Source organism: Succiniclasticum sp. (assembly GCF_056977735.1).
In genome coordinates this window covers 1-22,786 of record NZ_DBMCWA010000018.1, presented here as the reverse complement: position 1 = coordinate 22,786, position 22,786 = coordinate 1, and the positions used below count along the sequence as shown (strand labels likewise).

24 protein-coding genes are annotated in these 22,786 nt (G+C 47.2%); 2 read left to right on the top strand and 22 right to left on the bottom strand.

Annotation, left to right across the window (positions count from 1 at the left end; all coding sequences use genetic code 11):
• Positions 1 to 62 precede the first annotated feature (62 nt).
• The 11 genes from ACZOWY_RS10180 to ACZOWY_RS10130 form a co-directional block, all read right to left on the bottom strand.
• The gene (locus ACZOWY_RS10180) at positions 63 to 410 is read right to left on the bottom strand and encodes a DUF4234 domain-containing protein (protein ID WP_484396952.1); all 348 of its coding nucleotides are present in this window, start codon (positions 408 to 410) and stop codon (positions 63 to 65) included.
• Between the two features lie 119 nt (positions 411 to 529).
• Positions 530 to 1,144: a hypothetical protein gene (locus ACZOWY_RS10175; protein ID WP_484396947.1), complete on the bottom strand. Its 615-nt coding sequence runs from the start codon at positions 1,142 to 1,144 to the stop codon at positions 530 to 532.
• Positions 1,145 to 1,226: 82 nt separating this feature from the next.
• Positions 1,227 to 1,820, bottom strand: coding sequence for a nucleoside deaminase (locus ACZOWY_RS10170; protein WP_484396942.1), 594 nt, complete (start codon positions 1,818 to 1,820; stop codon positions 1,227 to 1,229).
• Between the two features lie 75 nt (positions 1,821 to 1,895).
• Positions 1,896 to 2,747 (bottom strand): PfkB family carbohydrate kinase, encoded by an 852-nt coding sequence (locus ACZOWY_RS10165; RefSeq protein ID WP_484396936.1) that lies wholly within the window; start codon positions 2,745 to 2,747, stop codon positions 1,896 to 1,898.
• The gene (locus tag ACZOWY_RS10160; RefSeq protein WP_484396930.1) at positions 2,747 to 3,220 is read right to left on the bottom strand and encodes a nucleotidyltransferase domain-containing protein; all 474 of its coding nucleotides are present in this window, start codon (positions 3,218 to 3,220) and stop codon (positions 2,747 to 2,749) included. The genes ACZOWY_RS10165 and ACZOWY_RS10160 overlap by 1 nt, the downstream gene beginning before the upstream one ends.
• Positions 3,221 to 3,335: 115 nt before the next feature.
• Positions 3,336 to 4,076 (bottom strand): NAD-dependent protein deacylase, encoded by a 741-nt coding sequence (locus tag ACZOWY_RS10155; RefSeq protein WP_484397078.1) that lies wholly within the window; start codon positions 4,074 to 4,076, stop codon positions 3,336 to 3,338.
• A 213-nt stretch (positions 4,077 to 4,289) separates the two neighbouring features.
• The gene (locus ACZOWY_RS10150; protein WP_484396925.1) at positions 4,290 to 4,709 is read right to left on the bottom strand and encodes an SH3 domain-containing protein; all 420 of its coding nucleotides are present in this window, start codon (positions 4,707 to 4,709) and stop codon (positions 4,290 to 4,292) included.
• A gap of 170 nt (positions 4,710 to 4,879) precedes the next feature.
• Complete coding sequence (locus ACZOWY_RS10145; protein ID WP_484396920.1) at positions 4,880 to 7,510, bottom strand: cation-translocating P-type ATPase; 2,631 nt, start codon at positions 7,508 to 7,510, stop codon at positions 4,880 to 4,882.
• 193 nt (positions 7,511 to 7,703) lie between these two features.
• Positions 7,704 to 8,006, bottom strand: coding sequence for a hypothetical protein (locus ACZOWY_RS10140; protein ID WP_484396914.1), 303 nt, complete (start codon positions 8,004 to 8,006; stop codon positions 7,704 to 7,706).
• Positions 8,007 to 8,145: 139 nt separating this feature from the next.
• Positions 8,146 to 8,877, bottom strand: a complete 732-nt coding sequence (locus tag ACZOWY_RS10135; RefSeq protein WP_484396910.1) for a LytR/AlgR family response regulator transcription factor — start codon at positions 8,875 to 8,877, stop codon at positions 8,146 to 8,148.
• On the bottom strand, positions 8,874 to 10,562 hold the full coding sequence (locus ACZOWY_RS10130) for a histidine kinase (RefSeq protein WP_484396905.1): 1,689 nt from the start codon (positions 10,560 to 10,562) through the stop codon (positions 8,874 to 8,876). The genes ACZOWY_RS10135 and ACZOWY_RS10130 overlap by 4 nt, the downstream gene beginning before the upstream one ends.
• 291 nt (positions 10,563 to 10,853) lie before the next feature.
• On the opposite strand from ACZOWY_RS10130, the gene ACZOWY_RS10125 reads away from it, so the two are divergent.
• Positions 10,854 to 11,666 carry a carbon-nitrogen hydrolase family protein gene (locus ACZOWY_RS10125; protein ID WP_484396901.1) on the top strand — a complete coding sequence of 271 codons (813 nt, stop codon included), beginning with the start codon at positions 10,854 to 10,856 and terminating at the stop codon, positions 11,664 to 11,666.
• A 40-nt stretch (positions 11,667 to 11,706) separates the two neighbouring features.
• Positions 11,707 to 13,176, top strand: a complete 1,470-nt coding sequence (locus ACZOWY_RS10120; RefSeq protein ID WP_484396897.1) for a sodium:solute symporter family protein — start codon at positions 11,707 to 11,709, stop codon at positions 13,174 to 13,176.
• Positions 13,177 to 13,549: 373 nt separating this feature from the next.
• Here the strand turns inward: ACZOWY_RS10120 and ACZOWY_RS10115 are convergent, their stop codons facing one another.
• From ACZOWY_RS10115 to ACZOWY_RS10065, 11 genes are all read right to left on the bottom strand, one after another.
• Positions 13,550 to 14,959: an anion permease gene (locus ACZOWY_RS10115; RefSeq protein WP_484396892.1), complete on the bottom strand. Its 1,410-nt coding sequence runs from the start codon at positions 14,957 to 14,959 to the stop codon at positions 13,550 to 13,552.
• A 342-nt stretch (positions 14,960 to 15,301) separates the two neighbouring features.
• Positions 15,302 to 16,522 carry a DUF2130 domain-containing protein gene (locus ACZOWY_RS10110; protein ID WP_484396888.1) on the bottom strand — a complete coding sequence of 407 codons (1,221 nt, stop codon included), beginning with the start codon at positions 16,520 to 16,522 and terminating at the stop codon, positions 15,302 to 15,304.
• 14 nt (positions 16,523 to 16,536) lie between these two features.
• Positions 16,537 to 16,938: a (deoxy)nucleoside triphosphate pyrophosphohydrolase gene (locus ACZOWY_RS10105; RefSeq protein WP_484396883.1), complete on the bottom strand. Its 402-nt coding sequence runs from the start codon at positions 16,936 to 16,938 to the stop codon at positions 16,537 to 16,539.
• A gap of 227 nt (positions 16,939 to 17,165) precedes the next feature.
• Positions 17,166 to 17,696, bottom strand: coding sequence for a metallophosphoesterase (locus tag ACZOWY_RS10100; RefSeq protein WP_484396878.1), 531 nt, complete (start codon positions 17,694 to 17,696; stop codon positions 17,166 to 17,168).
• A gap of 95 nt (positions 17,697 to 17,791) precedes the next feature.
• Complete coding sequence (locus tag ACZOWY_RS10095; RefSeq protein ID WP_484396873.1) at positions 17,792 to 18,727, bottom strand: M48 family metalloprotease; 936 nt, start codon at positions 18,725 to 18,727, stop codon at positions 17,792 to 17,794.
• Positions 18,728 to 18,810: 83 nt separating this feature from the next.
• Positions 18,811 to 19,227, bottom strand: coding sequence for a hypothetical protein (locus ACZOWY_RS10090; RefSeq protein ID WP_484396868.1), 417 nt, complete (start codon positions 19,225 to 19,227; stop codon positions 18,811 to 18,813).
• Between the two features lie 335 nt (positions 19,228 to 19,562).
• Positions 19,563 to 20,948 carry an AAA family ATPase gene (locus ACZOWY_RS10085; protein ID WP_484396863.1) on the bottom strand — a complete coding sequence of 462 codons (1,386 nt, stop codon included), beginning with the start codon at positions 20,946 to 20,948 and terminating at the stop codon, positions 19,563 to 19,565.
• A gap of 3 nt (positions 20,949 to 20,951) precedes the next feature.
• On the bottom strand, positions 20,952 to 21,359 hold the full coding sequence (locus tag ACZOWY_RS10080) for a single-stranded DNA-binding protein (protein WP_484396858.1): 408 nt from the start codon (positions 21,357 to 21,359) through the stop codon (positions 20,952 to 20,954).
• Between the two features lie 139 nt (positions 21,360 to 21,498).
• Positions 21,499 to 21,732: a hypothetical protein gene (locus ACZOWY_RS10075; protein WP_484396853.1), complete on the bottom strand. Its 234-nt coding sequence runs from the start codon at positions 21,730 to 21,732 to the stop codon at positions 21,499 to 21,501.
• A gap of 18 nt (positions 21,733 to 21,750) precedes the next feature.
• A complete protein-coding gene (locus tag ACZOWY_RS10070; RefSeq protein WP_484396849.1) occupies positions 21,751 to 21,903 on the bottom strand; it encodes a hypothetical protein in 153 nt (50 codons plus the stop codon).
• 551 nt (positions 21,904 to 22,454) lie between these two features.
• Positions 22,455 to 22,786 (bottom strand): hypothetical protein (locus tag ACZOWY_RS10065; RefSeq protein WP_484396845.1); only part of this gene is annotated, 332 nt, incomplete at its 5' end.

The window sequence follows — 22,786 nt, the reverse complement described above, 5'->3', positions numbered from 1 at the left end:
ATGAAAAAACACCACAATCCGATTCGCATCGGGAGCGGGGAGATTCCCCGTTATTTATATTTTTATGCCCCTTGGCCGTCCAGATACGTATTGATGGCATCCTGGGCCAGCACAAGATCCACCAGGCCGAAGCCCAGAATGTACACAATCAGATACAAAATACCCGAATTGCCGCCGGGGTTCCGCTTCAGATTATCCACGTTCTCCCCCAGCCGGTAGGCCCAGATAAAGCCGTAAAGTCCGCAGGTGATCAATGTTAAAATCAGAACCATCATGCCGCCCATGGCATCCTTCTTATACAACAGGGTGTTCATCTCATTGGTGATCTTGTAGATCCAGTACAGTCCGTATAACCCGAAGGTGACGAAAGAAAAGATCACCGCGAACACAATACTTCTTTTCTTAACCATAATTATTTCTCCCCTCAGTTGTTACGTTTTTTTATAACCCGTTCCATCTTTGCCGCAAAGGCACTCATTTATGTAGTTCCCGCAACCCATTCCGCCGTATTACACGCAGCCTTACCTTATTATTTCTTCCACTCTTCGTGGCGCACGCCCCTGCCGTCAAACCAGATATGCTTGTCGCGCCGGCTTTTATCCGGATAAATCCAGAAAATATTGATATGCCGCCAGCCTTTCGCATCGTAGGTCGTGACGCTCTCCCGGTAAAGAGTTTGTCCGTTAATGATGACATACCCGTATTCCTTACCGTACTGTTTCCCGTCCTTATCATACCATATATGCTCGACATCTTTATCACCCTTGGCCGTGAAAAATGTATATTCTTTGTGAAAAATACCCTTCTCGTCATACCAATACCGGGTCCGGGACTTTGCCGACGTCGCCGCCGTAACCGTATTTTCTCTTTTTCCCTCAGGAGATATGGTTATTTCATGCTGGTTCCCTTCCCTGTCATACCAGGTATGCATCACAACCTCAACCTGTCTGGAGAGCAGGCCATTCTCGTCTTTGGCATAGATGTAGGAGCTATATTGCTCGTGGAACAAACCGTCCTTATCATACCAGTTCTTCGGTTCATCGCCTGCCTCCGCCGCAAATCCCACGCAGAGACACGACGCAAAGAATACTGCCGCGAAAATTAAACCCGTTACCTTTTTAAGTAAAAATCTGCCTGCGTTCATCGTTTGTCACCTCCGCAAAAAACCGGGGTCAGTTGCTTTCAATTTGCAAGCAACTGCGCATTTTCTTTTCAAACCGGATCCGTCACTGCTCATCCTGCCGGGCCGGCTTATATATTATTTTGCCTTTCGCCACATAGTTCCGCAGCACCTGCTCGCCCAGCTCCCGCTCAATGTTGCCGTACACAACGATGCCCCGTTTCTTAAACTCTTCCACCCATCCGGGTTTATAGCCTTCATCAAACCCCGTGATCTCTTCCACGGATTCGGTAGGCACGCCGTAATACACTTCCTTTATGCCTGACCACATAATGCCGCCCATGCACATCAGACAAGGCTCAGAGGTTGAATACAATTTCAAATGAAACGGGGAAAGGTCATAGGTGCCCAGCTTTTCCTCCGCCGCTTTAATCACGTTCATCTCCGCATGATTATGGGAACAATTGTCCAGAGTAACCGTGTTAGGCATTTTTACCACAAGGTTCCCCTCCGCGTCATAGATTGCCGCGGCAAAGGGACCGCTGCCTAGCTCCGCCAGCTCCTCCAGTTCATGCTGCAGCGCCGCGATAATGCGGCTTGCTTCCGCAATTTTATTTTTGTCAGGCGTTTCGTTGGAAACGATCCCGGACGCTGCCACCGCAGAAGCGGAAAATGTTTCACGTGAAATATTGTCAGCCATTTTTATCACTCACTTTCGTGTCACTGAAAATGGTCCAACTACTCTTTCCGACTCAACTCAACAACTCTTTCAAATTCAAACTTTCTTCGCCCATGCCCAGGATCCTGCATATTTTACGCTTTCGGTGGCGATTTTTGACGCAAACGTAAGAGCCGCCCTGAAATCATACTGCTTATGATAATAGGCAAAACAAAACGCCCCGTGGAAAATATCCCCGGCCGCCAGGCTGTCCACGCAGGTCACGGACGCTACGGGAATCTCACCGTCAGCCAGACGCAACGGTTTTTCGCCCCTTGTCATGGCCTTTTGGGCATTCGTGCACTCTTCGATGGAAAAAATATCGCGACCCGAAGGATCCCTGAACTCTTCGGAAGAAATTATGACACTCGCTTTTTTAAGAAACGCAAGGGTTTCTCCTTTCCAGGAACCCGCATCCACTACAACTTCGCAATTACAGTTATGAAGAACGTCTAACGAAAGCTCCTGCTGGTTCAGATCAAACAGACAGAAAGCCGGTTCTTCCAGCGCAGGGACTTTTATTGTTTTATATTGGTTCTGCCCGCTGAAAATCTGCCGGTCGCCGTTCCGGTCCACCGCGATGGCCGCCACGGCAGGCATGGCATCATCCTCCGTACAATTGACAACGTTCACGCCAGATTTTTCCAGCGTTTCTTTTATCACGTCCGATTCCGCCGTGTTGCCGAGGCAGGTGACCAACGTGGCGTTTCCGCCCAGCAGCGAATAGGTTATGGCCGCGTTCGCCGCCGGCCCGCCCACAAGCCTCGTAAAATGATTCGTTTTTACTTTGGAATTCTTCCGGGGATGGGAATCGACATAAAACACATAATCCATCGTCGTCAAGCCCACAAAATATCCCCGGGGACTTGTTTGCAGTTTCAGACCGTCCATTTTAGATACCTTTGACATTATCCATAAACTTTTATACCATCCTTAAGCATCTCATGAATCAGCGTTTCATTATTCACAAGCTGTTTCATATCCAGCAAATCCACTTTCTTATGCAAACTTTCCCGCAACCGTTCTGCAATCTCGTAGAAGCGGAGCCCCGTCTCCTTCGTTGAAATCAGTAAATCGACATCGCTCTGCTCTGTTGCCTTTCCCTTGGCATAAGAACCAAAAAGATAACAGTACTCTACCTGATAAGCTTCTAAAACTTCTTTACAACACTTTCTAATTTGTTCTGTCGTAAGAATACCGCGTTCTTCGTCCACGGTATCCATCTTCTGCAGCTCCTGCAGCAAAAACCTGTACTTGATTGTTTTTTCCTTTTCAGTATCGTTTTCATACATAATATAAGAACGCAGCGAAATGCCAAGCCGCCGGGCCGCTTCTTGCTGCGTTAATTTTTTAGTTATTCTCATTTCTTTTAAAGCAGTCATGTTTGCACTTCCTCTCCGCTTATATTATGCAAATTTTGCACATCATTGTCAATAAAAATATGCAATCTTTACATAAACGTATTTCATGAAAATGCAAAATGCATCAGAACCTCTTTCAAATCGCTGCCACTGCCGCCGACAGCACCTTCCCGATAGCGTCGCGTATGACAAGCTCTGCTCTGGCGTCCGCTTTCGTTTCGGTCTTGTTGATCAGAACCAGATGGCGTCCCCGGAAATAATCGATCAGTCCCGCGGCCGGATAAACCACCAGCGACGTGCCGCCGATGATCAGCGTATCCGCTTCCCGGATGGCGCGGACCGCGTTATGCACCACTCCGGAATCCAGGCCTTCCTCGTAAAGAACCACGCCCGGCCGGACGATGCCGCCGCAGTCTTCGCAATAGGGGATCGGCTTGTTCTCTTCCTGCAGCACATACTCCACCGGATACACCCTGCCGCACTGCAGGCACGGCCACCGGAGAATGGAACCGTGCAGCTCATACACGGTTTTTGAACCCGCCAGCTGATGCAGCCCGTCAATATTCTGCGTGACGACAGCTTTCAGAATGCCGCGCCGTTCCAGTTCCGCCAGCGCGATATGCCCCGCGTTGGGCCGGATGTTCCGGAAAATCCGGTGTTCCCTGTAGAACTCGAAGAACGCTTCCGTATGGTTCACAAAGAAACTGTGGGAAGCCATCTCCTCCGGACGGAACTCCTGGTGGAGCCTCCGGCTGTAGATCCCGTTCGCGCTGCGGAAATCCGGCACCCCGGACTCCGTGGACATCCCGGCGCCGCCGAAGAACACGACATTTTTACTCTCTCTGAGAAATTGTGTAAGCGCTTCTGTATTATTCATCGTCATCACTTCTCCGGATCAAACGTTACATCACTCTTTTTACAAACCGCCCCGTCTTCTGGTTCTTCGTATCTGTCAAAAAAACCACGCATTATTATCTTACGTTCATTATAACAAAACAGCCACGGAATAACAAAACAGCCGTGGAAAATTAATTCCACGGCTGTTGCAATATTAACTGAAACTACGATGAACTTTCTTCCCCGGAAGCGGCTACTGCAGGCGCAGGAACTTTCCATGCACCCAGCCGCGCTGGACCGTTTCAATCCGGCGGATTTGGAACCATTCTCCCTGTTTGCCGGTCACATATACCGGTTCATTATTGTTAAGTACGCCAATCGCCCTGGCGTCCGCGCCCGGTTTTCCCATGATCACAGCGTCCGTTCCGCTGATGGTGCCCCTGATTTCTTTTCCCTCATAACTTACAAATGTATCCGACGTACTGCCTGACTGCGCCTCCCCGGTATTTGCGCGGGGAGTCTGCGCCGGCGACGGGGCATTCGTTTTGATTTCTGTCTGTTTCGCGCCGGATTTTTCCGGAGGCGCCCCTTTGGGGCCGGGGTCACTGCCGCAGCCCGCAATCAGCAAAACAGAAATACAGGATACCAACAGAACGGAAAGCATTTTCTTCATACAATCACACCCCAAAAAACTTACGTAACCGGTCCGTCCGGAGCTGTCTTTTCAATCAGGCAGGGGCCCGCGCATTCCGGAATATTCCGGACCGCAATCCATCCCCTTACAGATTTCTTTCCCGCTTAATATCGGGCCGCTTTCTCATATCAGGCAGATATGCGAATCTCCTACAGATTTCTCTCCCGCTTAATATCCAGTCTCTCTTTCGCCAGGGTAATCGCCGCGTTGATCAGGACGCCGGTCACCGCGATGAAGAGGATCAGCGCGATGTCAACCGTTCCCACAGGCGCCAGCTTCAGCAGGGCGCGCATGGGGGGAACCACCAGGATGCCGATCTGCAGCAGGATGCCCACGGCCGTGATGATATTGAGGGCCTTGTTGTTCCAGGATTCTTTCGTGGCAAAGGCCAGACTGCCCTTGGTCTTGCAGACGTACGCCATCAGCATCTCGTTGATGGCCAGGGTACTGAAACAATACGTCCGGCACAGCTTCAACAGCTCTTCGTTTCCTTCCAGATTCGCCAGGATGTTGCCCGTCCCGTACTGCATGATCACGGGAAGCAGGAAGGCCAGCAGGGTCACGCCGCCGCTGATCAGGCCCTGGATCACGATGTTCAGGTAATCGCTCCGGTTCAAGATGCCGGCCTTAACATCCCTGGGCTTTTCATTCATGACGGCGTCCGAACCCACGTCCATGCCCAGGGCCAGAGAGGGCGCCGTATCCGTCAGCAGGTTCACCCACAAAATCTGAATCGTGGAAAGGGGCGAAGACAGGCCCGCAAAGATGGCCGACGCCATCAGTACCACTTCGCCGAAGTTGGACCGCAGCAGATACACGACTGATTTCTTAATATTGTTGAACAGGTTCCGGCCTTCCATCACCGCGTTCTTAATGGTGATGAAATTGTCGTCCACCAGGATCATCTCCGCCGCGTCCTTGGCCACTTCCGTGCCGCCGATGCCCATGGCCACGCCGATGTCCGCCGCTTTCAGGGAAGGCGCGTCATTGACGCCGTCACCTGTCATGGAGCAGATCTTGCCGTGAGACTGGAACGCCTGCACGATCTGCACCTTGTTCTCCGGCGATACCCGGGCGAACACACGGTAATCCAGCACGTTCTTCTTAAACTCTTCGGGATCCATCTCGTCGATCTCCGCGCCGGAAATGCTCTGGGAAATATCCGTGGCGATATCCAGCTCCTTGGCGATGGCAAAGGCCGTGATCTTATGGTCGCCCGTGATCATGGCCACGTCGATGCCCGCGTGATGACACTCGTCCACGGTTTCCTTCACGCCTTCCTTGGGCGGGTCGATCATGGCGCCCAGCCCTACGAAGATCATGTCTTTTTCCTGAGGAACGCTATCCCCTTCCCGGTAGGCCAGGGCCAGCACCCGGAGCGCTTCGGAACTCATGATGTCCGCCGCCTGGGTGGCAAGGACCACGTCCTCGTTGGTGATCTCCCGTATGCCGTCCTCGTCCAGGATGCGGTCGCAGCGGACGATGACGGAATCAATGGCGCCCTTCGTGTAGGAAATATTTTTAATTTCGCCATCCCGTTCCACCCGGTCCAGGGTGGTCATCATCTTCCGGCCGGAATCAAAAGGAATCTCATCAAAGCGGGTGATATCACGCATGATATCGTAATAGCCCAGCTTTTTATCTTTCGCGTACTTGATGAACGCGGTTTCCGTGGGATCGCCGATCTCCTCGCCGGTCTCTTCGGAATATTTCGCGTCGTTGCAGGCGAGAAAGCCTTCCAGCAGTCGGGCAAAGACTTTGCTGTCCGCCGGCAGTTCTTCCGGTTCCATCGCCTCGCCCGCCAGATACCACTTCACCACCGTCATCCGGTTCTGGGTCAGGGTACCCGTCTTATCGGAACAGATTACATTCACCGCGCCCAACGTTTCTACCGCATGGATCTGCTTCACGATGGCGTTGCGTTTGCTCATCTCCTGGATGCCCGCCGTAAGCACCAGCGTGACCACGGTGGCCAGCCCTTCCGGGATGACCGCCACGGCAAAGGCGATGGAAATCATCAGGGTTTCAATGACAGGGGTGCGGTAAATAAAAATCTGGCAGGCGAACATCACAATACACAGCACCACGCCCGCGATGCCCAGCACCTTGGAGATGCTGTCCAGATTCTTCTGCAGCGGCGTCTCCTGTTTCTCGATCTGGTGCAGCATGCCGGAAATCTTGCCGATCTCGGTATGGTCGCCGATCTTTTCCACCACGCCCTCGCCGCGGCCGTATTCCACCAGGGTGGACATGAAGGCCTTGTCCTTGCGGTCGCCGAGGGGCGTCTTCTCGTCGCTGGTTTCGCTGCAGTCCTTCTCCACCGCAACGCTTTCGCCCGTCAGGGCCGATTCATTCACCTTCAGGGAACTGGTCTGCACCAGGGCAAGGTCCGCAGGCACCACGCGCCCCGCTTCCAGGATCACGTAATCGTCCACCACCAGTTCCGACGCGGGGATCTCCGTCTCCACGCCGTCCCGGATCACCACCGCCGTGGACGCATTGATCTGCCGCAGGGCCTCCACGGATTTCTCCGCCGAAAGTTCCTGCACGGTGCCGATGATCACGTTGGCCAGCACCACCACGATGATAATGATGCCGTCCACGATTTCCCCGGTCATGATGGAAATGACCGACGCAACCACCAGCAAAAGCAACAGCGGTGACGCAAACTGCTCCGCAATCACCGAAAGCAGGCTTTTCTTCTTTCCCTGGGTGAGTACGTTCTTTCCCTTCTTCGCCCTCTCCAGGGCTTCCGCGGTGGTCAAACCTTTCCTGTTCATTTCTTTTCGCTCCTGTCTGTAACGTATAGTATGCAAATGGAATTCTCTTTTAATTATAGCAAAACAGCCGCAGAAAAATCTACGGCTGTCGGAACAAACAGGAATTAAATTATTAACTTATAGTAAAGTCAGACTGGCAGAAAAGACCTGCAAGAATGGCTGCTCGTTCAAAACGCAAAAATGTTTACCCTTTTCAGATCGTCATGCCGTTTTCCCAGTTGACTTTGATTTCCTGGATGTCAAGAGTGTAAATTCCGTATTCGTTCAGGTATTTTTCTTCGATTTCGTCCATTTCCTTGCCGAACAGAATCGGATCTTTGTTGACTTCCTGGCCGAACGAAGCAATGTTGTAGTTTTTTTTGAGGATTTTACGTAATACGGCAGGCACTTCTTCCGGCTTTGTAATCGTTTCGTCCACGCCAAAGATGATGCTGTCCTGCAGCACGTCATCATCCATGGAATTAATCTCGATGGCTTTAATTTCTACGTATTTCATGTTATCCCTCTTTTCTGACGAAGTCCGGTCCGGATCCGTCGGTATCATAAACTGTCGGAAAGTATTTCTTTTCAACAATTAAATAATACCATTTACGAAAAAATGTTTCAAGCAAAACAGCGAATTACGATGGTATGAGTTAAAGATTTACATATTTTTTGAATTCCTGTATGTAATGTCGCGAAACAGGAATATCTTTCTGGGAACAGTTTTCCAGCGTCAGCACGAACGTATCGTTAAACCACGGAACCACTTCCCTGACTTTGTTGATATTCACAATATAACATTTATGGGTACGGAGAAATCCGTGGCCCTTAAGTTTTTGTTCCAGTTCTTTTAACGGCGTATTGATCTCAAAGACACCCTTCTCCGAAAATACCAGAATGCGCTGCTGTTCAGATTTGATCAGGCTGATTTCCGTTTCCGCATTCAGCAGGATCATTTTTTCATTGTGCCAGATGGGGAACTTCAGGTATTCCGACGAAGATTTCTTCTCTGAAAGCTGCCGTTTCAGATTCCGGTAACGCATAATTGATGCAAGAATCCGCTCCTGCGTATACGGTTTAAGAATATAATCCAGGGCATTCAGCTCAAACGCCGTGACCGCGAACTGGTCGAACCCTGTGGCGAACACGATTTCAGGCGGGCTCTTGATGGTCGATTTAATGATTTTTGCTGTCTCGATCCCGTTAATCTGGGGCATCTCAATATCCAGATAAATCAGGTCTGCCGTATCCTTCTGCAGGAAATCCAGCGCTTCCTGCCCCAGAGAGCATTCCGCGACGATTTCCACATCCTTGATATTCAGAAGGAGGGATGCCAGTTCCTGCCTGGTCGGGAATTCATCATCTACTACTATTATTCTGATCATTGCGTACTGATCGCCTCCTGGACCGGGATTCTCATGGAAACTATGGTTCCTTTATTTACGCGGCTGCTTATACGCAGTCTGTTTTTACTGCCGTATAATGTGTTCAGTCGTTTGTTGACATTGGACAGACCGATGGATTTCTTGGGCACGGAATCATCCAGTATGGTTGCCAGTTTTTCCCTGGCGATCCCCATACCGTCGTCAATAACAGTGATACGGAAATAGGAAGGTTTCTCATCGATCCGTATGGTAATTTTTCCACCGGAAATTTTCGGATAGAGACCGTGCTTGATGGCATTCTCCACAAGGGGCTGCAGGATCAGCGCCGGCAGCATGAACGAATTTTCCGTGTTCAGTTCATAATCCACCTGGAGGCGCTCCCTGAAACGCGCCTGTTCCAGATGGATATACGCGCCGATGTGCTGGAGTTCTTCCCTGATGGTGATCATGGTATCCGCGTCCGCCAGGTTTTTGCGGTAATAATTAGCCAGATCGTTGATCAACGTTTTCGCAGTCTGGGGCTGCTGCGTGCAGTAATAACTGATCGTGCTCAGGGCGTTAAACAGAAAATGCGGATTAATCTGTGACTGCAGCGCCTTGATTTCCGCCTGCTGCAGCAGATCCGCTTTTTCTTTGATGATATGGAACGCCAACTGTGTCGAAATCATGGTCCCGATACCGTTGATCAGCGTTTCTTCCATCGGCGAGACCCTGTTTTCCATAATATGGCCGGCGCAAAGATAACCATATTTCCGTTTATCGTCATAGAGCGGCACCGTCAGACAGGCCCGGATTACATCCAGTTTTTCAGTAGGAATGGTGAAATCACTTTTAAACAGCTTTGCGAAATCGTTTTTTAAAAAATCTACAAACGGCGCTTCGGTACGGTACGACGTAAAGCCCAGAATTTCATCCATGGAGGTAATGGCTACAAAGTCGAAGGTTTCCGAATCCCTGATAATAATATCGACGGTCTCTGAGGCGCTTTTTTTATCCAGGCCGTTCTGTAAAAAGGAAAGGGCGCTGTTCGTGATTTTTAACGCAATTTTCGCGCTGATACCTTCGAATTTTTCCTGCTGGTTGTAAAAATCTTCCAAAAGGCCAATAAAGGAACCCGTGCCCACGGTTACGCTGAAAAGGAGAGGAAAAACCAGATCTTCCAGCGTAAAAGGGTCCGGAAGAACGCCCGAAGGGAACACAGCCAAAAACGCAATATAAATAGAAGTTAAGGCGTACGCAATCGCCCCCGCGTGAACAAAATTATAATTCTGTTTTTGCAGCCATTTGGATAACATGCCTGCAATCAGGCCCTCCGCAACCGTCAGAACGATGGAAAGCACTACGGGAGGTTTAATCAGCGCGACGGAAAACAGAGAAAGGATACAGGCCGTTGCCACACCGGCTGCCGGCCCGCCGATCAGTCCGGCGGAGATCACGTAGGTGCTGTGGTTGTTTACCACAACAGTCGGCAGCAGCGTGCCACAAAAGAAATCCAACGCGCCGAAGAAGGAAAAGAACAACACAAGCTTTACCTTGCTCCGGACCTTCTCGTGCAGTGTGTTAATGGTTTCCCTGAGAATCGCCGTGCGGCACAAAATCGAAAACAGAATCAGGACCACGAAGATCCGGGCGCACAGATTTGTCAGTATAACATACCAGGCCATACTATCACCGTTTACAATCACTTATTTTAACCGGGAAGTCGAACACCTACGCCGGAATGCCAAGATCTCAGCAAACATCGGCAAAGGACAACGTTTTCTTAAAACTATCATATCGTCTGGCTGTTTTTTACGCAAGTATTTTAATTCCATATACCGCACAAAAACCTGTTTATTTGTCAACAAAAGGGGCAAATTGAAAAAAACACCTTAAAAGATGTTAATATAGAATTGACAAAACACCAAACAGTGTTTTAGCGGATCCTACAGGAAGGTGTTCGTACAAACTATTATAAGCAACGAGGAGGCGATAGTATGAAAATCAAAGTAGCTGCAATCCAGATGAACTGTGAACTTGCTAATGTGGACGCGAATCTTGCCAAAGCCGAAGCATTATTGAAAGAAGCAGTAGAAAAAGGAGCGAAATGGGTCATCTTCCCTGAGTTGTTTAATACGGCTTACTGGATACCAAAACAGGATGTGGAACTGGCAGAAGATATTCCGGACGGCCGTACAACCCATTGGATGATCGCCCAGGCTAAAAAATACCAGATCCTGGTTTCCGGATGCATTCTGGCAACCACTCCCAACAAGGGCATCATCACCGACACCGCCCTCACCGTAAATGAAGACGGCGTAATGGGCACCTACGACAAAGTACATCTCTGGGACAACGAAGAGCTCCGTTTCCAGAACGGCAGCAAAGTTCCCGCCCCCATCCGTTACGGCGACCTGCATATCGGCATGCAGATCTGCTATGAAATCGGGTTCCCCGATATCTCCCGCCTGATGGTTTTGAAAGGCGCCAACGTAATCATTTATCCGGCAGCCTTCGGCCGCGCCCGTTACTACGTATGGGATATCCAGTCCAAAGCCCGGGCGCTGGAAAACGGCATCTATGTAATCGCCGTGAACCGGGCCGGCGTGGACGACAACACCGTATTCCTGGGCGGCCATTCCCGCATCGTGGCACCGAACGGAGAGGTTCTCTGCGAAGCCGGCCGGGATGAAGACGCAGTCCTCGTAGCGGAGATCGACATCGATAAATGCGCCGAGGCAAGACGCACCGTTCCGTACCTGCGCGACCTGAACAAGGCACTGGTAAAATCCGAATGGGAAAAGATTTGACATAAAGCACTAAAAAATACGCAGTAAAGGAGGAAATACCATGTCACTGAATACATGGATGATATGCGGTCTGGCACTCTATGTGTGCTTTGTAATATACGTTGGCTTCCTGGGCGCCAAAAAGATCAAAGGCTTAAGCGATTTCGCGGTAGCCGGTGAATCCATGGGCCCGATTCCCCTGGGACTTGCGTTCGCGGCCTCGTTTTTCTCCGCCGCGACATTTATGGGTTATGTAGGTTTCTGTTATGCCTGGGGCTCCACCGGCATGTGGATCTTCCTTGCCATCTTCTGTGCTTCCACCCTTGGCTTCATCTTGCTGGCCAAAGGTGTCCGGAACAGTAACGTGGAACTGAAGTCCATCTCCATGGCGGACTGGCTGGCAAAACGTTACAACAGCGACATACTGAGAGGTTTGTGTTCCATTGTTTTCATTATCCAGATATTCTACATCGCCGGCCAGTTCTCCGCAGGCGGTTCGCTGCTTTCGGGAATGATTGAAGGCCTGGATTACACCACGGCCATCATCGGCGTCACCATCATCACCGTGTTATATGTAACCGTAGGCGGCCTCTTCGCCGACGTTTACACCAGTATCGGGCAGATGTGCCTGATGATTTTCGCAGGCGTGTTCGTATTCGTTTCCGGCCTGATGCTCTTCAAGGGCGGCCTGACGGAAGTGTCCGACATCCTTGCGGCCCAGAACCCTTACTTCGTTACCGTAACCAATCCCGGCGCGCTGCACATGTACAGCTACGCCACCATCTTCGGCGTCATGTTCATCGAGTTCGCCTTTGCGGGCCAGCCACAGTTGCTGAACAAGATCATGGCGTTAAAGAACCCGAAAGACATGTCCAAGATGATCTGGACCTGGATCTTCGCTTCCTTCTGCTGCCTGCTGGTTATGTTCGGCGGCCTGTACATGCGGGCAATCAATCCGTCCCTTAAGGTTGCGGATAACGCGGTTATCGAATATGTAAAACTGTTCCACCCGGTTATCAGTACCATCCTGTCGGTAGCCATCGTCGCAGCGCTGATGTCCACTGCCTGCGGCCTGATTCTGGTTATTACCACCTGCATCAGTAACGACCTGTTCCTGAAGACCCTTGTGAAACACGGAATCATTAACATGGAAGAAGAAAAGGCGGAACGAGTTGCTTACGGCATGACAAAAATCCTGCCGGCCATTATCGGCGCGATTTCACTGTATCTGGTCTTCAATCCGCCTCCGTTCATGGGCGTTATGGTCTGGATCGGTATCTCCGGTGTATCCGCGGCAACCCTGGCTCCCCTGATTTTCGCCCTGTTCCTGCCGAAGATCGCCAACTCCAAAGCTGCCATCATCGGCGCTATCGTCGGCGAAGGCGTTTACTTCTACCTGTACCTCATCGCCCACATTGAGCGCAGCGTTATGGCTGCCGGTGCCTGGGGTGTATTAGTCAGCTTCGTAGTTATGTTTGTGCTGGGCAGCCTCTGGAAGAGCGACCTGCCGGAAGCACAGGCCCAGAAATAAAGGAGGGTGATCTGCTATGTTGTGGCATAATCCGATGCTAACGGTCTGGCTGGGCATCAGCATATTTACCGTTGTACTTTCCTATGTTCTCCTGAAAAAGTGGTATTAAAAATTCAAAAAAGCATCTGCCTGCAATATGGCAGATGCTTTTTTAATGAAAGTAATAATCCTATAAGTCGGGTAACTGCCGACCACCGAGTGGAAATTTTAATCTGCGAAAAACTATTGACACAATCTCCTATAAAAAGCGGCCCCGGGACGGAGCCGCTCTTCTTATGATGTAACGTTTTCTGTAGCTTTTACGCTTTCTGAACTATTTTCATTGTTACCGGGATGTTGCCTGTGTTACGATAGTACACTCTGTCTGTACTTCTTACCAGAGGCCGATAACCTTCCACCACATGGAACCGATGCCCAGGAAGCAGATCAGGAACAGGATGGAGCAGATGAAGCCGACTTTCCACCATTCCGGCTGGGTGATGTAACCGGAGCCGAAGTAGATGGGGGAAGGACCGGTGGCATAATGGGTTAAGCAGCCCATGATACCGGTTTCCACGCCCAGTGCGATAGCGGAAAGCATCGGCGGGGCGCCTGCAGCTACTGCCACGGCCAGGAACGCGGCGTAAACCGCGCTGACGTGTGCGGACAGGGACGCGAAAGCGTAATGGACATACATGTTGATGAGACACAGGATGAGCAGTGTGGTCATGGGGTCGATGCCTTTCAGGCTGCCCGCGATGCCGCCGGCCATCCATTTAATGAAGCCCAGTTTGGCCAGGCCGGTAGCCAGGCTCATCAGGCCGCCCATCCAGACCAGGGTATCCCACGCGCCTTTTTCGGTGATGATATCGTTCCATTCCAGCGCGCCCCGCACCAGCATGAAGCCGATGCAGACCAGGGCGATCATGGTCGCGTTCAGACCGGTGAAGGAAGTGGTAGCCCACATAACAAGCGCTGCGATGAACGCAATCAGCACGGTGGTTTCCGCGCCGCTCATAGGACCCATCTTTTCCAGTTCGTCTCTGGCCAGCTGCGGAGCTTCCGGCGTCTGGGTCAGTTCCGGAGTCGCCAGTTTATAAACCAGATACGGGGTGATGATCAAAGCGATAATGCCGGGGAGAATGGTGGCCAATGCATAAGTGCCCCAGGTGATATCCAGGCCGGTTACGTCTTTAGCCAGCTTGGCAACCAGCAGGTTCGGGGCCACAGAGGTCAGGAACAGGGAGGAAGTGATGCAGTCGCATTCGAAGGTGGAGAGCATCAGGTAATTACCGATCCTCTTCCGGGTGCCGTCGTCCGGTTCCGACTGGAACGCAGTGCAGAGAGAACGCACGATCGGGTACAGGATGCCGCCGCCGCGGGCCGTGTTGGACGGGGTGGCCGGCGAAACGATAAAGTCGGTGATTGCCAGGGAGTAGCCAAGCTTCAGGGAGCTTGTAGCGATCTTTGACATGATGACATATGCGATACGGCGGCCCAGGCCTGTTTTGATGAAGCCTTTGGCAAACATGTACGCACCGACGATCAGCCAGATTGTTGCATTACCGAAGCCCGACAGGGCCTCGCCAGGTTTCAGTACTTTCAGGAACCCGGTAAGACCTACCGCAATCAGCGCAACGCCGCCAATTGGAATGGGATGCAGGATAAAGCCGATGATGGTCGCCACAAAAATGGCAAACATATGCCATGCTTCAGGTTTCAACCCTGCCGGCATCGGGCAGAACCAGATCAGGATACCCACCAGCACGGTGAACATACCCTTTTGAAAATTTGACTTCAACATGATTACGATCCTCCTTTTATTCCATAATACTTGCAAGGAAATTTCCGGAGCGCCGATATCAAAGAGTACGCTTCTGAATCCTTTACCCCTATTATAACTGTAAATTCATAATCAGCAAAGACTATTTTATATTTATTGTACAATTTTTATATTTTCGGTCATTTTTTGTATAGTTTTAACGGTTTTTTACCTAATTTTCAAAAAACTCATTTTGCATACAAAGAATAATCAAAAAAGTACCGGAAAAGCCTGGAACGGGTTTCCTCTTACAATGATAAAAAGCTGCCGAAAATTGTTTCGACAGCTTTATGATTCATATGAATAACTTTTTCTGCAATATATCTATTCTTCTTCCGCTTTTTCCGTTTTCAGTTCCGCGAATTTGGCAGCCATGGTAGGATTGCCGCGCACCAGTTTTTTAATTGTGATGTCCTGCAGTTTATTGTCGGCAAGCTTCAGATGGCTGACAGTCAATTGCAGTTCTTTTTTTATTTTTTCCAGGTTTTTAATGGTTTTGTCAATATCGCTGATGGCGTCTTCGAAATTTTTATCCGCCAGCCTGCAGTCACGGTCAAATTTATCCTTGAAGCTGTTCAGCTTCGTTTCAAAATTTGTGATATCAATGTTCTGGTTCTGCGCCGCCACCAGTTCCTTCCGGTACTGCAGCGAATTGCGGGCCGCATTCCGCAGCAGGGTGATGATGGGGATAAAGAACTGGGGCCGTACCACGTACATTTTTTCGTATTTATATGATACGTCTACGATGCCGTTGTTATACAGGTCGTTTTCCGGTTCCAACAGCGTCACCAGAACGGCGTATTCACATTTCTTTTCCCGGCGGTCCTTGTCCAGTTCTTTGAAAAAGTCCTCATTTTTATGTTTGGCGGCAGTGGTGTCCATCTCGTTTTTCATTTCAAACATAATGGAAATGAATTCCACGCCTTCTTCGGTTTCCCGGAAAATGAAATCGCCTTTGCTGCCCGTTTCGCTAATTTTATTGTCCTTCTCAAAAGTTGCGTTCTGGAATCCTACGGGACGCATTTTGTCAAATTCATTTTTGCAGAACACTTCCAGGCTCTCGCCAATCATTTTCGTGGACTGCTTTGCCTTGAAATCTTTGTAGCGCTCAATCTCCTCATCTTTGAATTTGAGTTGCTGCTCATAGCTTGCTTTCAGATTGTTTTGCGCCAGTTCTGCTTCTTTGATTTTGCTGTCTATCTGGCCTTTCAGCTGCTCGATTTCAATCACTTTTTGATTGAGCTCATCGGCTTTTTCAGCAACAGCATTTTTGATAGCCAGCTCTTGCTCTGTTTCTTTTGAATTAATCTGGGCTTTCAGTTTTGTAATTTCTGTTTCTTTTTCCGCAATTTTACGCTGCGCTCTTGCAATAATTGACGCTTCTGCAATTTTCACTGCATCCTGTTTACGCTGCTCAAAATCTCTTTCCCGTTCATGCAGTGCCGCCACGAATTCCTGGTCGCGCAGCTGTGCCCTAATCGATTTATATTCTTCTTCACTGATAGTAAAAGTCGCATGACATTTCGGACAGGTAATTTCTGCCATTTGAATTCCTCCTGCTATTTCATCTGCTTTTCTATTTCCGCAATCAATGTCATATCCGCCGGCAGCCATTTCACACTGTAAAGCTTCTCCTTTGTCAGCCACTTTGCATCTTCAGCCTCCAGCAGCTTCAGTTCGCCCTGCTTCACTTCGCACCAGAAACAGTCCATGGATAAGTGAAACGCCGGGTAATCGTATTCAACAGTAGTAATCAGATTGCCCACCCGGACCTTCGTTGCCAGCTCTTCCTGAATTTCCCTTACAAGAGCCTGTTGCGGCGTTTCACCGGTTTCCACCTTACCGCCGGGGAATTCCCACTTGCCTTTAAATTCTCCGTAGCCTTTTGCCGTGGCAAAGATTTTTTGTTTTTTATCAAATGAGTCGCAGATTACCGCGGCCACAACATGTATTGTGTTCATTATATCACACTTTTAATATTTATTAATTGCAAGATTAAACGATACCTGTTCCAAGCAATTTCAGCACACTTGTGTTTTTTAAGACTTAATTATATCAACTCATTTTGGGATTTTCAACGACAAAATTTCTATAACTTGATTTTTTTGGCAGTTATAGAAATTTTACATATTTGTTCCATCCTCTAAAATGGCCCGTACGGCCCCTTATCGTTTTATGCAACCATCTTTCAACCCTCAAAACATGCTGCTATTCTTTCTATGCTCACTGGCGTAAAATCGTTGGCATCCACGCCCACATCATAGCACCGCAGTTTCGCCTGCACCTGCTGATGGTTATAAACTTTTTGGTTATGCTGATGTCCGTGCAGATGGATAGCGCCTTTATAAAAGTCCGCCCACTCTACAATAGGGTAATGGAACAATACAAATTTGTGATTGTGCCAAACTAATTCGTAGTAGTCTTTCACCCATTGGAACACCCAAGAATACTGTTGCCAGTCAACATTATCCACAAAATAATCGTGGTTGCCTTTCACCAAATATTTTTTCCCGGATAAACGGGACAACACTGCAAAGGCCTGCTCCGGCCCTTTCATGGTCACGTCGCCTAAAATATACACTTCATCGTCAGGCAGCACTACGTTATTCCAATTATTAATTATTTTTTCGTTCATCTCCTGCGCATCCCGGAACGGTCTGTTGCAGTGATGAATGATTTTTTCATGATAAAAATGCAAATCAGAAGTAAAGTAGATCATATTCAATAACCCTCATCATATTCTGTCAACTATACGCCAAGTTCGTCGTTTTCCATTTCATTAATTATAACACAAATACTTCGTAAATTATTCTCTTAAACACGTTTGTCATCTTGCATCGTTATAAGCTTTTCATTTTCAATATATTTCTGAATGCGGGCTAAACGTTTCTTTGCAGCAGGATGGGTAGACCAAAGGCTGTCAAAGAATCCTAACTTCCAATCATCCCGAGTGATTATTGACAAACCTTCATATATTTCAGTACTCAGCCCGAGTTCACAGGCATAACGGTCTGCGTTGTATTCATCCCGGCGGAAAAAGAAAAGCACTATAAAATCAACGGGTTTAATGACCAGATAAGTTATCAGCATAATAAGAGTACTTTCCACAAAATCGAATGCAGCTATTCCTAAGTTCAAAATGGGAATCCAGGTAAACCATGACAGTACATACATGATACCTCCGAGGATGTTTACAGACATTTCGCCAAAAAAGGACATGCAAGCAGTAAAACTCAAGATCCTTGTGTCTCCATGGCGAATGTGTCCCGCCTCATGAGCCAGTATGCCTGCAAGCTGTCTGGTATTTACAGACGCAAGCAAGGGAGCCGTCACCATGATACGCTTACTCCCAAAGGCACATGCATTCAGGGCCTTTTCATCTTTATGTACATATAATTTGTATTTATCTATACTCGTACCTTCCTGTTGACAAACAACCTGCATGGCTTCTTTAATTTTTATCAAATCCTTATCCTTTGCTTTTCTTGCTCCCATCATCCAAAACGTAAGCGCCTGCATCGGTTCCGTGCGATAAAAGAAACAGGGAACGATCACGGTAAAAAGCGAAAGGCTGATCACTATATTTTCCGGGGTAGACGGAACCTGAAGAATCACCAGCGCTTCCTTAACCCTATCCCAGAAAAAATCCGGCGTACAGTACCATGCCGTTGCCCAAAAAAGCAACAGCAAAGCCATATTGCTCACAAAGCATAACGCTACAATAAATAATGTTTTAATCAAAGTTAACATGACAGTGCTCTCCTTATCGTTTGGTTTTTGAGTGTTTTATTGATTGTTATTTCCCGAAACATTTTCAATATAACTGGATGCCCTTACCTTTTTCCATCCAGCAGCCACATTTCCTGCAGACCGGTAGCTTCGCGAAGGTAATTGGAAGGATCGTATTTAGGTGCAATCACATTAGAAATTGAAAACCCATTTGCCACAAACCGGTTCCCGTAATCATCATGTGCCAAAATTTCCCATTCGGTTTCCCTGTCATCACTTTCTCTGTTTAAATTCAACATGTCGCTTATCATTGCACAGAGCACCCAAATCTTGATAGATGGAAGCAGCCGAACCCATGTTAGCTCATGACCGTTCCTCTGCCCGTCAAAACGAAATAATCCGTTACCGGCCAGAAACACTGTCTGTTTTAAACCTGCTGTACCATCGGCAGATTTTTTGTGTGTGATAATCCGGATATCTCTTGCTTTCTCGCAATCCAGTTCAGTAAATTTATATTCCACTTTTCTATGCCTCCTATCTTTTCATTTACGTAAAGATGAACTAAATGTAATATTTTTGGTTTTTCATTATTAAACTTATTCTTCTATTCCGGATCGTTCTGTCTGTTCCGAAACAAATATTCTTTCACATGAGCCATCTCTTCCCGGCTGGCCCAAATCGTCCAGTGCCGTCGCGCAACTTTGCTCCGTCGCCTACCGGCTCGCGGGCGTTTGCAACCTTGTTTTTGATCTGCATGTAACTCAATTTCAGGTAAAGGATTTCCTAATTTATTCATGGTCATCTCCTGTTACAAAATATTTTCCATTAATAGAACTTCACTAAAACAATTTTCTTTTCATTTCCTCCTGCCGCTTATTGCAGCCCTTATTCTTGCTATTTCAGCTAATTTTTTATTTCTTTCTCTCTCAATTCGTAAACGTATCTTTGCGAACCTGTCCACTTTATGCAACAACGGCGGCTTGTGTGCCCGCATCTCCTTTCCGCGCAACAAACAATGATGACACGGTTCACCTGAAAGTTCAAACATTGTATCCTGCAACAATTCACTAAAAATGTTCCGTAGTCCCCGTGCCCCGGTTCCACGCTCTACCGCAATTCGCGAAATTTCTTTCAGCGCATCACGGTTACAAAGCAGTTTATGACCATTCACGACAAAGCGTTGCTGGTACTCCCGGTATGCTGACGTCTCGCAATGGAGTAAAATATCAAACAACACATCTTCTTTCAGCGGTTTATATACGGTACGGACTGAAATTCTGCCAACCAGTTCACGCATAAACCCAAATTGAATGATATCTTCCTGTGTAGGGATGAGCTGCTCATATGTGTATTCCACTGGCTCTTCCTTCTTTGCCAGCTGAGGAACTGTCAAGAACCCCAACTGCGTATCCTGATACATGGTGCGTGCGGGCAAGTTTTTTTCTTCCTTGTTTAGCCTCTCTTCTTCTAACCGGCCTCGCGTAATTTCTTCAATACCGTCAAATGCCCCCATAAAAACGAACATCATATTGGTTGTGTCAACCTCATTGCTATTGATTTCCACATCCTCTTCATTGTCCTTCTGTCCGTCATCTTTTTCTGCGGTTTCCTTGCGTAAATCTTTTAAAGTAATGTCATCTACTTCATATGTGTTGCCTTCAACCATTTTGAGCAAAACCGACTGATACTCTGTTAAAAAATGCCTGTTATTCCCTTCCCCACGAATCCTCAATTTGTCAATCTCATCCAGCACGATAATGGCGTTGTTAGCAATCTTGGTAATACTTTCTTTTTGCTTTTCCACGTCCTTTTCAGTATCAAACTTTTCAAAATATACTTCAGCTGCTTGCCGGAAAACCTCGGTAAAAATTGAGGCTAAACATTTTGAACCTTTCCAGGAATCGGTGGGTGCAAAATCAAGCGCATTGAACAGACATACAGGAACGCCAAACTCTTCTGCCATAGATTTTAAAACGCGAAACGTTTCTGTTTTTCCGCAACCGGTTGGCCCGACCAACAGAACATTATCCTTTGTAATCTTACGACCACTGTAATATTCACTTGCCTCAATTCGTAGAAAGTGTTGCGCAAAAGCCATTGCGATAGCCCGCGTCCCCTGTTCCTGACCCATAACAAAATTGTCCAGTTTTTTCTTTATTAATTTAGCATTACAGTACTTGTTGTGCATTTGAATCTCCTTTTCAGTCTTAACAACCAAAATCTGTAAAGAAACAATATTCACTTTTTAAAACGGAACCTCTTCATCAAAAGGTACTTCTTTCCCCATATCGGAAATAGCAGTCTGCATTTGAGCCTCTGAAGAAGCTGCAATTTCTGACTTGCGTTCGAGAAATTCGATACGATCTCCAATTACCTCTGTAATCCATACTGTTCTTTTATCTTTATTCTCATAAGTGCGGACTTGAACACGTCCCTCAACGCACAACCGATGGCCTTTGGCACAGCTGTTTCCAACCAGTTCTGCAGTTTTACCCCACAATACTACGGGGATAAAATCAGTTTCGCGCAATCCCTGCTGATTTACAAACGGCCTATCCACCGCCAGGATAAAGGAGCATACCACTTTTTGATTTGCGGTATAGCGCACTTCCGGATTCTTCGTCAAACGACCAGTTAAAATAATTCTATTCATAACTCTTATGCCTCCTGTTCATCATTTCCCGTAAAGGGTCATTATTAATTATGGTAAATTATTTTCAAATTTTCTCGCAATCACAATTCAAAAAGACCATTAATGTACAAGAAAAGTGTTTGTTAAACAATTTTTGATATCAAGCAACTTCATCAGGAATACAGTATGGATCCAAACGCCCATTCCTCTTAGAAAGCTTTCCTTTAAAATACGGATCATGTGGTTCATATATTTGAGACTTTCCTTGATAAATTTTCTGATGTCTTTCTTTTTTCTTTTTTAAAACAAAGCTTGCCGTCTCCACACTTTCCGGGAAAAGTGATATAATTTCAAATTGCATACCACCGTTTTTATTCATTAAAGTTTTAACCATTATTTTACTTATCTCCCTTCATCTGTTGTTATATCTATTTCTGTTGCAATAATAGTTTACTATTTCAGGACTGCCTGCTTCTTCTTCGGTCAGATATCCGATTTCTACCAGTTCCCCGAGATCGCCATTTACTACTTTCAATACATCATTCAAATATTTTCCCATGTCCATTTTCGCCCATCCTTTCAAAACAAAAACGCTTCTGCAGCAATCATTCACCAACCCTGGCGATACATTGCTTCAGAAGCGTTTTGTTTTACTTCTTTTCCGTGTTCCAAACGTGATTGCTGGTAATGGCATTTTTTATGCCTCGGATAATAAGCAACTATCTTGTCTGTTGATGAATCGATTGACTTTATATGTGCTTCAAACACATAGAACAAGTTTACAAAAATCTAATTTTTAGGAAAACAAAAAGCAAAGATATAAAACCGCTTATACCTTTGCTTTACAAGATTCTTTTTTTCATAACGCACCTCCGTTGTGGAAAGACCTCCGATTGCGGATAGCCTCGGATAATAATAATGATTGTAATCAGTTTAACTGTCAAGCTGAATTGTGTTGCGTTTATTCTGTTTGGTTAATAATAATATAAAGTTAAGAGTTTGTCAATACCATATCACTACAAATTGTTTTTGATCTACAACTGAACTACTAGTAATTGTATTGTCAGCGAATAGAATTAATCCGTTCAAAAGAACCACGTGCTAACAAACATCAACCTATTCTTCAAAACCGTAAAATTTATAAAAATCATTATCATTCATTATTTTATAATTTTCCTTACAACAGCAATTCTGTTTGCATGTGTTCCTAATGCTGAAACTTATATTTAGCCCGTTTGACTCATTTAAACCTTCAACCAATTTCTTCAAATACTCTTTTGCTTGGATAAATAACTTCTGATGCTGTTCGTTATCATCGGGTTCATCCAATCTAATACCATCCAAACGTGTAAAAGATAACGGATCATGCATATTTACGATGGTTACATGCTGCTTAAAATTATCCAAAGTAAAACCATCCACTGGAGATTGTATGCTTGTTTCATTAA

Excerpts from the sequence above, each read along its gene's own strand:
- ACZOWY_RS10180 (WP_484396952.1), bottom strand. The coding sequence starts at position 410 with ATGGTTAAGAAAAGAAGTATTGTGTTCGCGGTGATCTTTTCTTTCGTC.
- ACZOWY_RS10175 (WP_484396947.1), bottom strand. The coding sequence starts at position 1,144 with ATGAACGCAGGCAGATTTTTACTTAAAAAGGTAACGGGTTTAATTTTC.
- ACZOWY_RS10170 (WP_484396942.1), bottom strand. The coding sequence starts at position 1,820 with ATGGCTGACAATATTTCACGTGAAACATTTTCCGCTTCTGCGGTGGCA.
- ACZOWY_RS10165 (WP_484396936.1), bottom strand. The coding sequence starts at position 2,747 with ATGTCAAAGGTATCTAAAATGGACGGTCTGAAACTGCAAACAAGTCCC.
- ACZOWY_RS10160 (WP_484396930.1), bottom strand. The coding sequence starts at position 3,220 with ATGACTGCTTTAAAAGAAATGAGAATAACTAAAAAATTAACGCAGCAA.
- ACZOWY_RS10155 (WP_484397078.1), bottom strand. The coding sequence starts at position 4,076 with ATGAATAATACAGAAGCGCTTACACAATTTCTCAGAGAGAGTAAAAAT.
- ACZOWY_RS10150 (WP_484396925.1), bottom strand. The coding sequence starts at position 4,709 with ATGAAGAAAATGCTTTCCGTTCTGTTGGTATCCTGTATTTCTGTTTTG.
- ACZOWY_RS10145 (WP_484396920.1), bottom strand. The coding sequence starts at position 7,510 with ATGAACAGGAAAGGTTTGACCACCGCGGAAGCCCTGGAGAGGGCGAAG.
- ACZOWY_RS10140 (WP_484396914.1), bottom strand. The coding sequence starts at position 8,006 with ATGAAATACGTAGAAATTAAAGCCATCGAGATTAATTCCATGGATGAT.
- ACZOWY_RS10135 (WP_484396910.1), bottom strand. The coding sequence starts at position 8,877 with ATGATCAGAATAATAGTAGTAGATGATGAATTCCCGACCAGGCAGGAA.
- ACZOWY_RS10125 (WP_484396901.1), top strand. The coding sequence starts at position 10,854 with ATGAAAATCAAAGTAGCTGCAATCCAGATGAACTGTGAACTTGCTAAT.
- ACZOWY_RS10120 (WP_484396897.1), top strand. The coding sequence starts at position 11,707 with ATGTCACTGAATACATGGATGATATGCGGTCTGGCACTCTATGTGTGC.
- ACZOWY_RS10115 (WP_484396892.1), bottom strand. The coding sequence starts at position 14,959 with ATGTTGAAGTCAAATTTTCAAAAGGGTATGTTCACCGTGCTGGTGGGT.
- ACZOWY_RS10110 (WP_484396888.1), bottom strand. The coding sequence starts at position 16,522 with ATGGCAGAAATTACCTGTCCGAAATGTCATGCGACTTTTACTATCAGT.
- ACZOWY_RS10105 (WP_484396883.1), bottom strand. The coding sequence starts at position 16,938 with ATGAACACAATACATGTTGTGGCCGCGGTAATCTGCGACTCATTTGAT.
- ACZOWY_RS10100 (WP_484396878.1), bottom strand. The coding sequence starts at position 17,696 with ATGATCTACTTTACTTCTGATTTGCATTTTTATCATGAAAAAATCATT.
- ACZOWY_RS10095 (WP_484396873.1), bottom strand. The coding sequence starts at position 18,727 with ATGTTAACTTTGATTAAAACATTATTTATTGTAGCGTTATGCTTTGTG.
- ACZOWY_RS10080 (WP_484396858.1), bottom strand. The coding sequence starts at position 21,359 with ATGAATAGAATTATTTTAACTGGTCGTTTGACGAAGAATCCGGAAGTG.
- ACZOWY_RS10075 (WP_484396853.1), bottom strand. The coding sequence starts at position 21,732 with ATGGTTAAAACTTTAATGAATAAAAACGGTGGTATGCAATTTGAAATT.
- ACZOWY_RS10070 (WP_484396849.1), bottom strand. The coding sequence starts at position 21,903 with ATGGACATGGGAAAATATTTGAATGATGTATTGAAAGTAGTAAATGGC.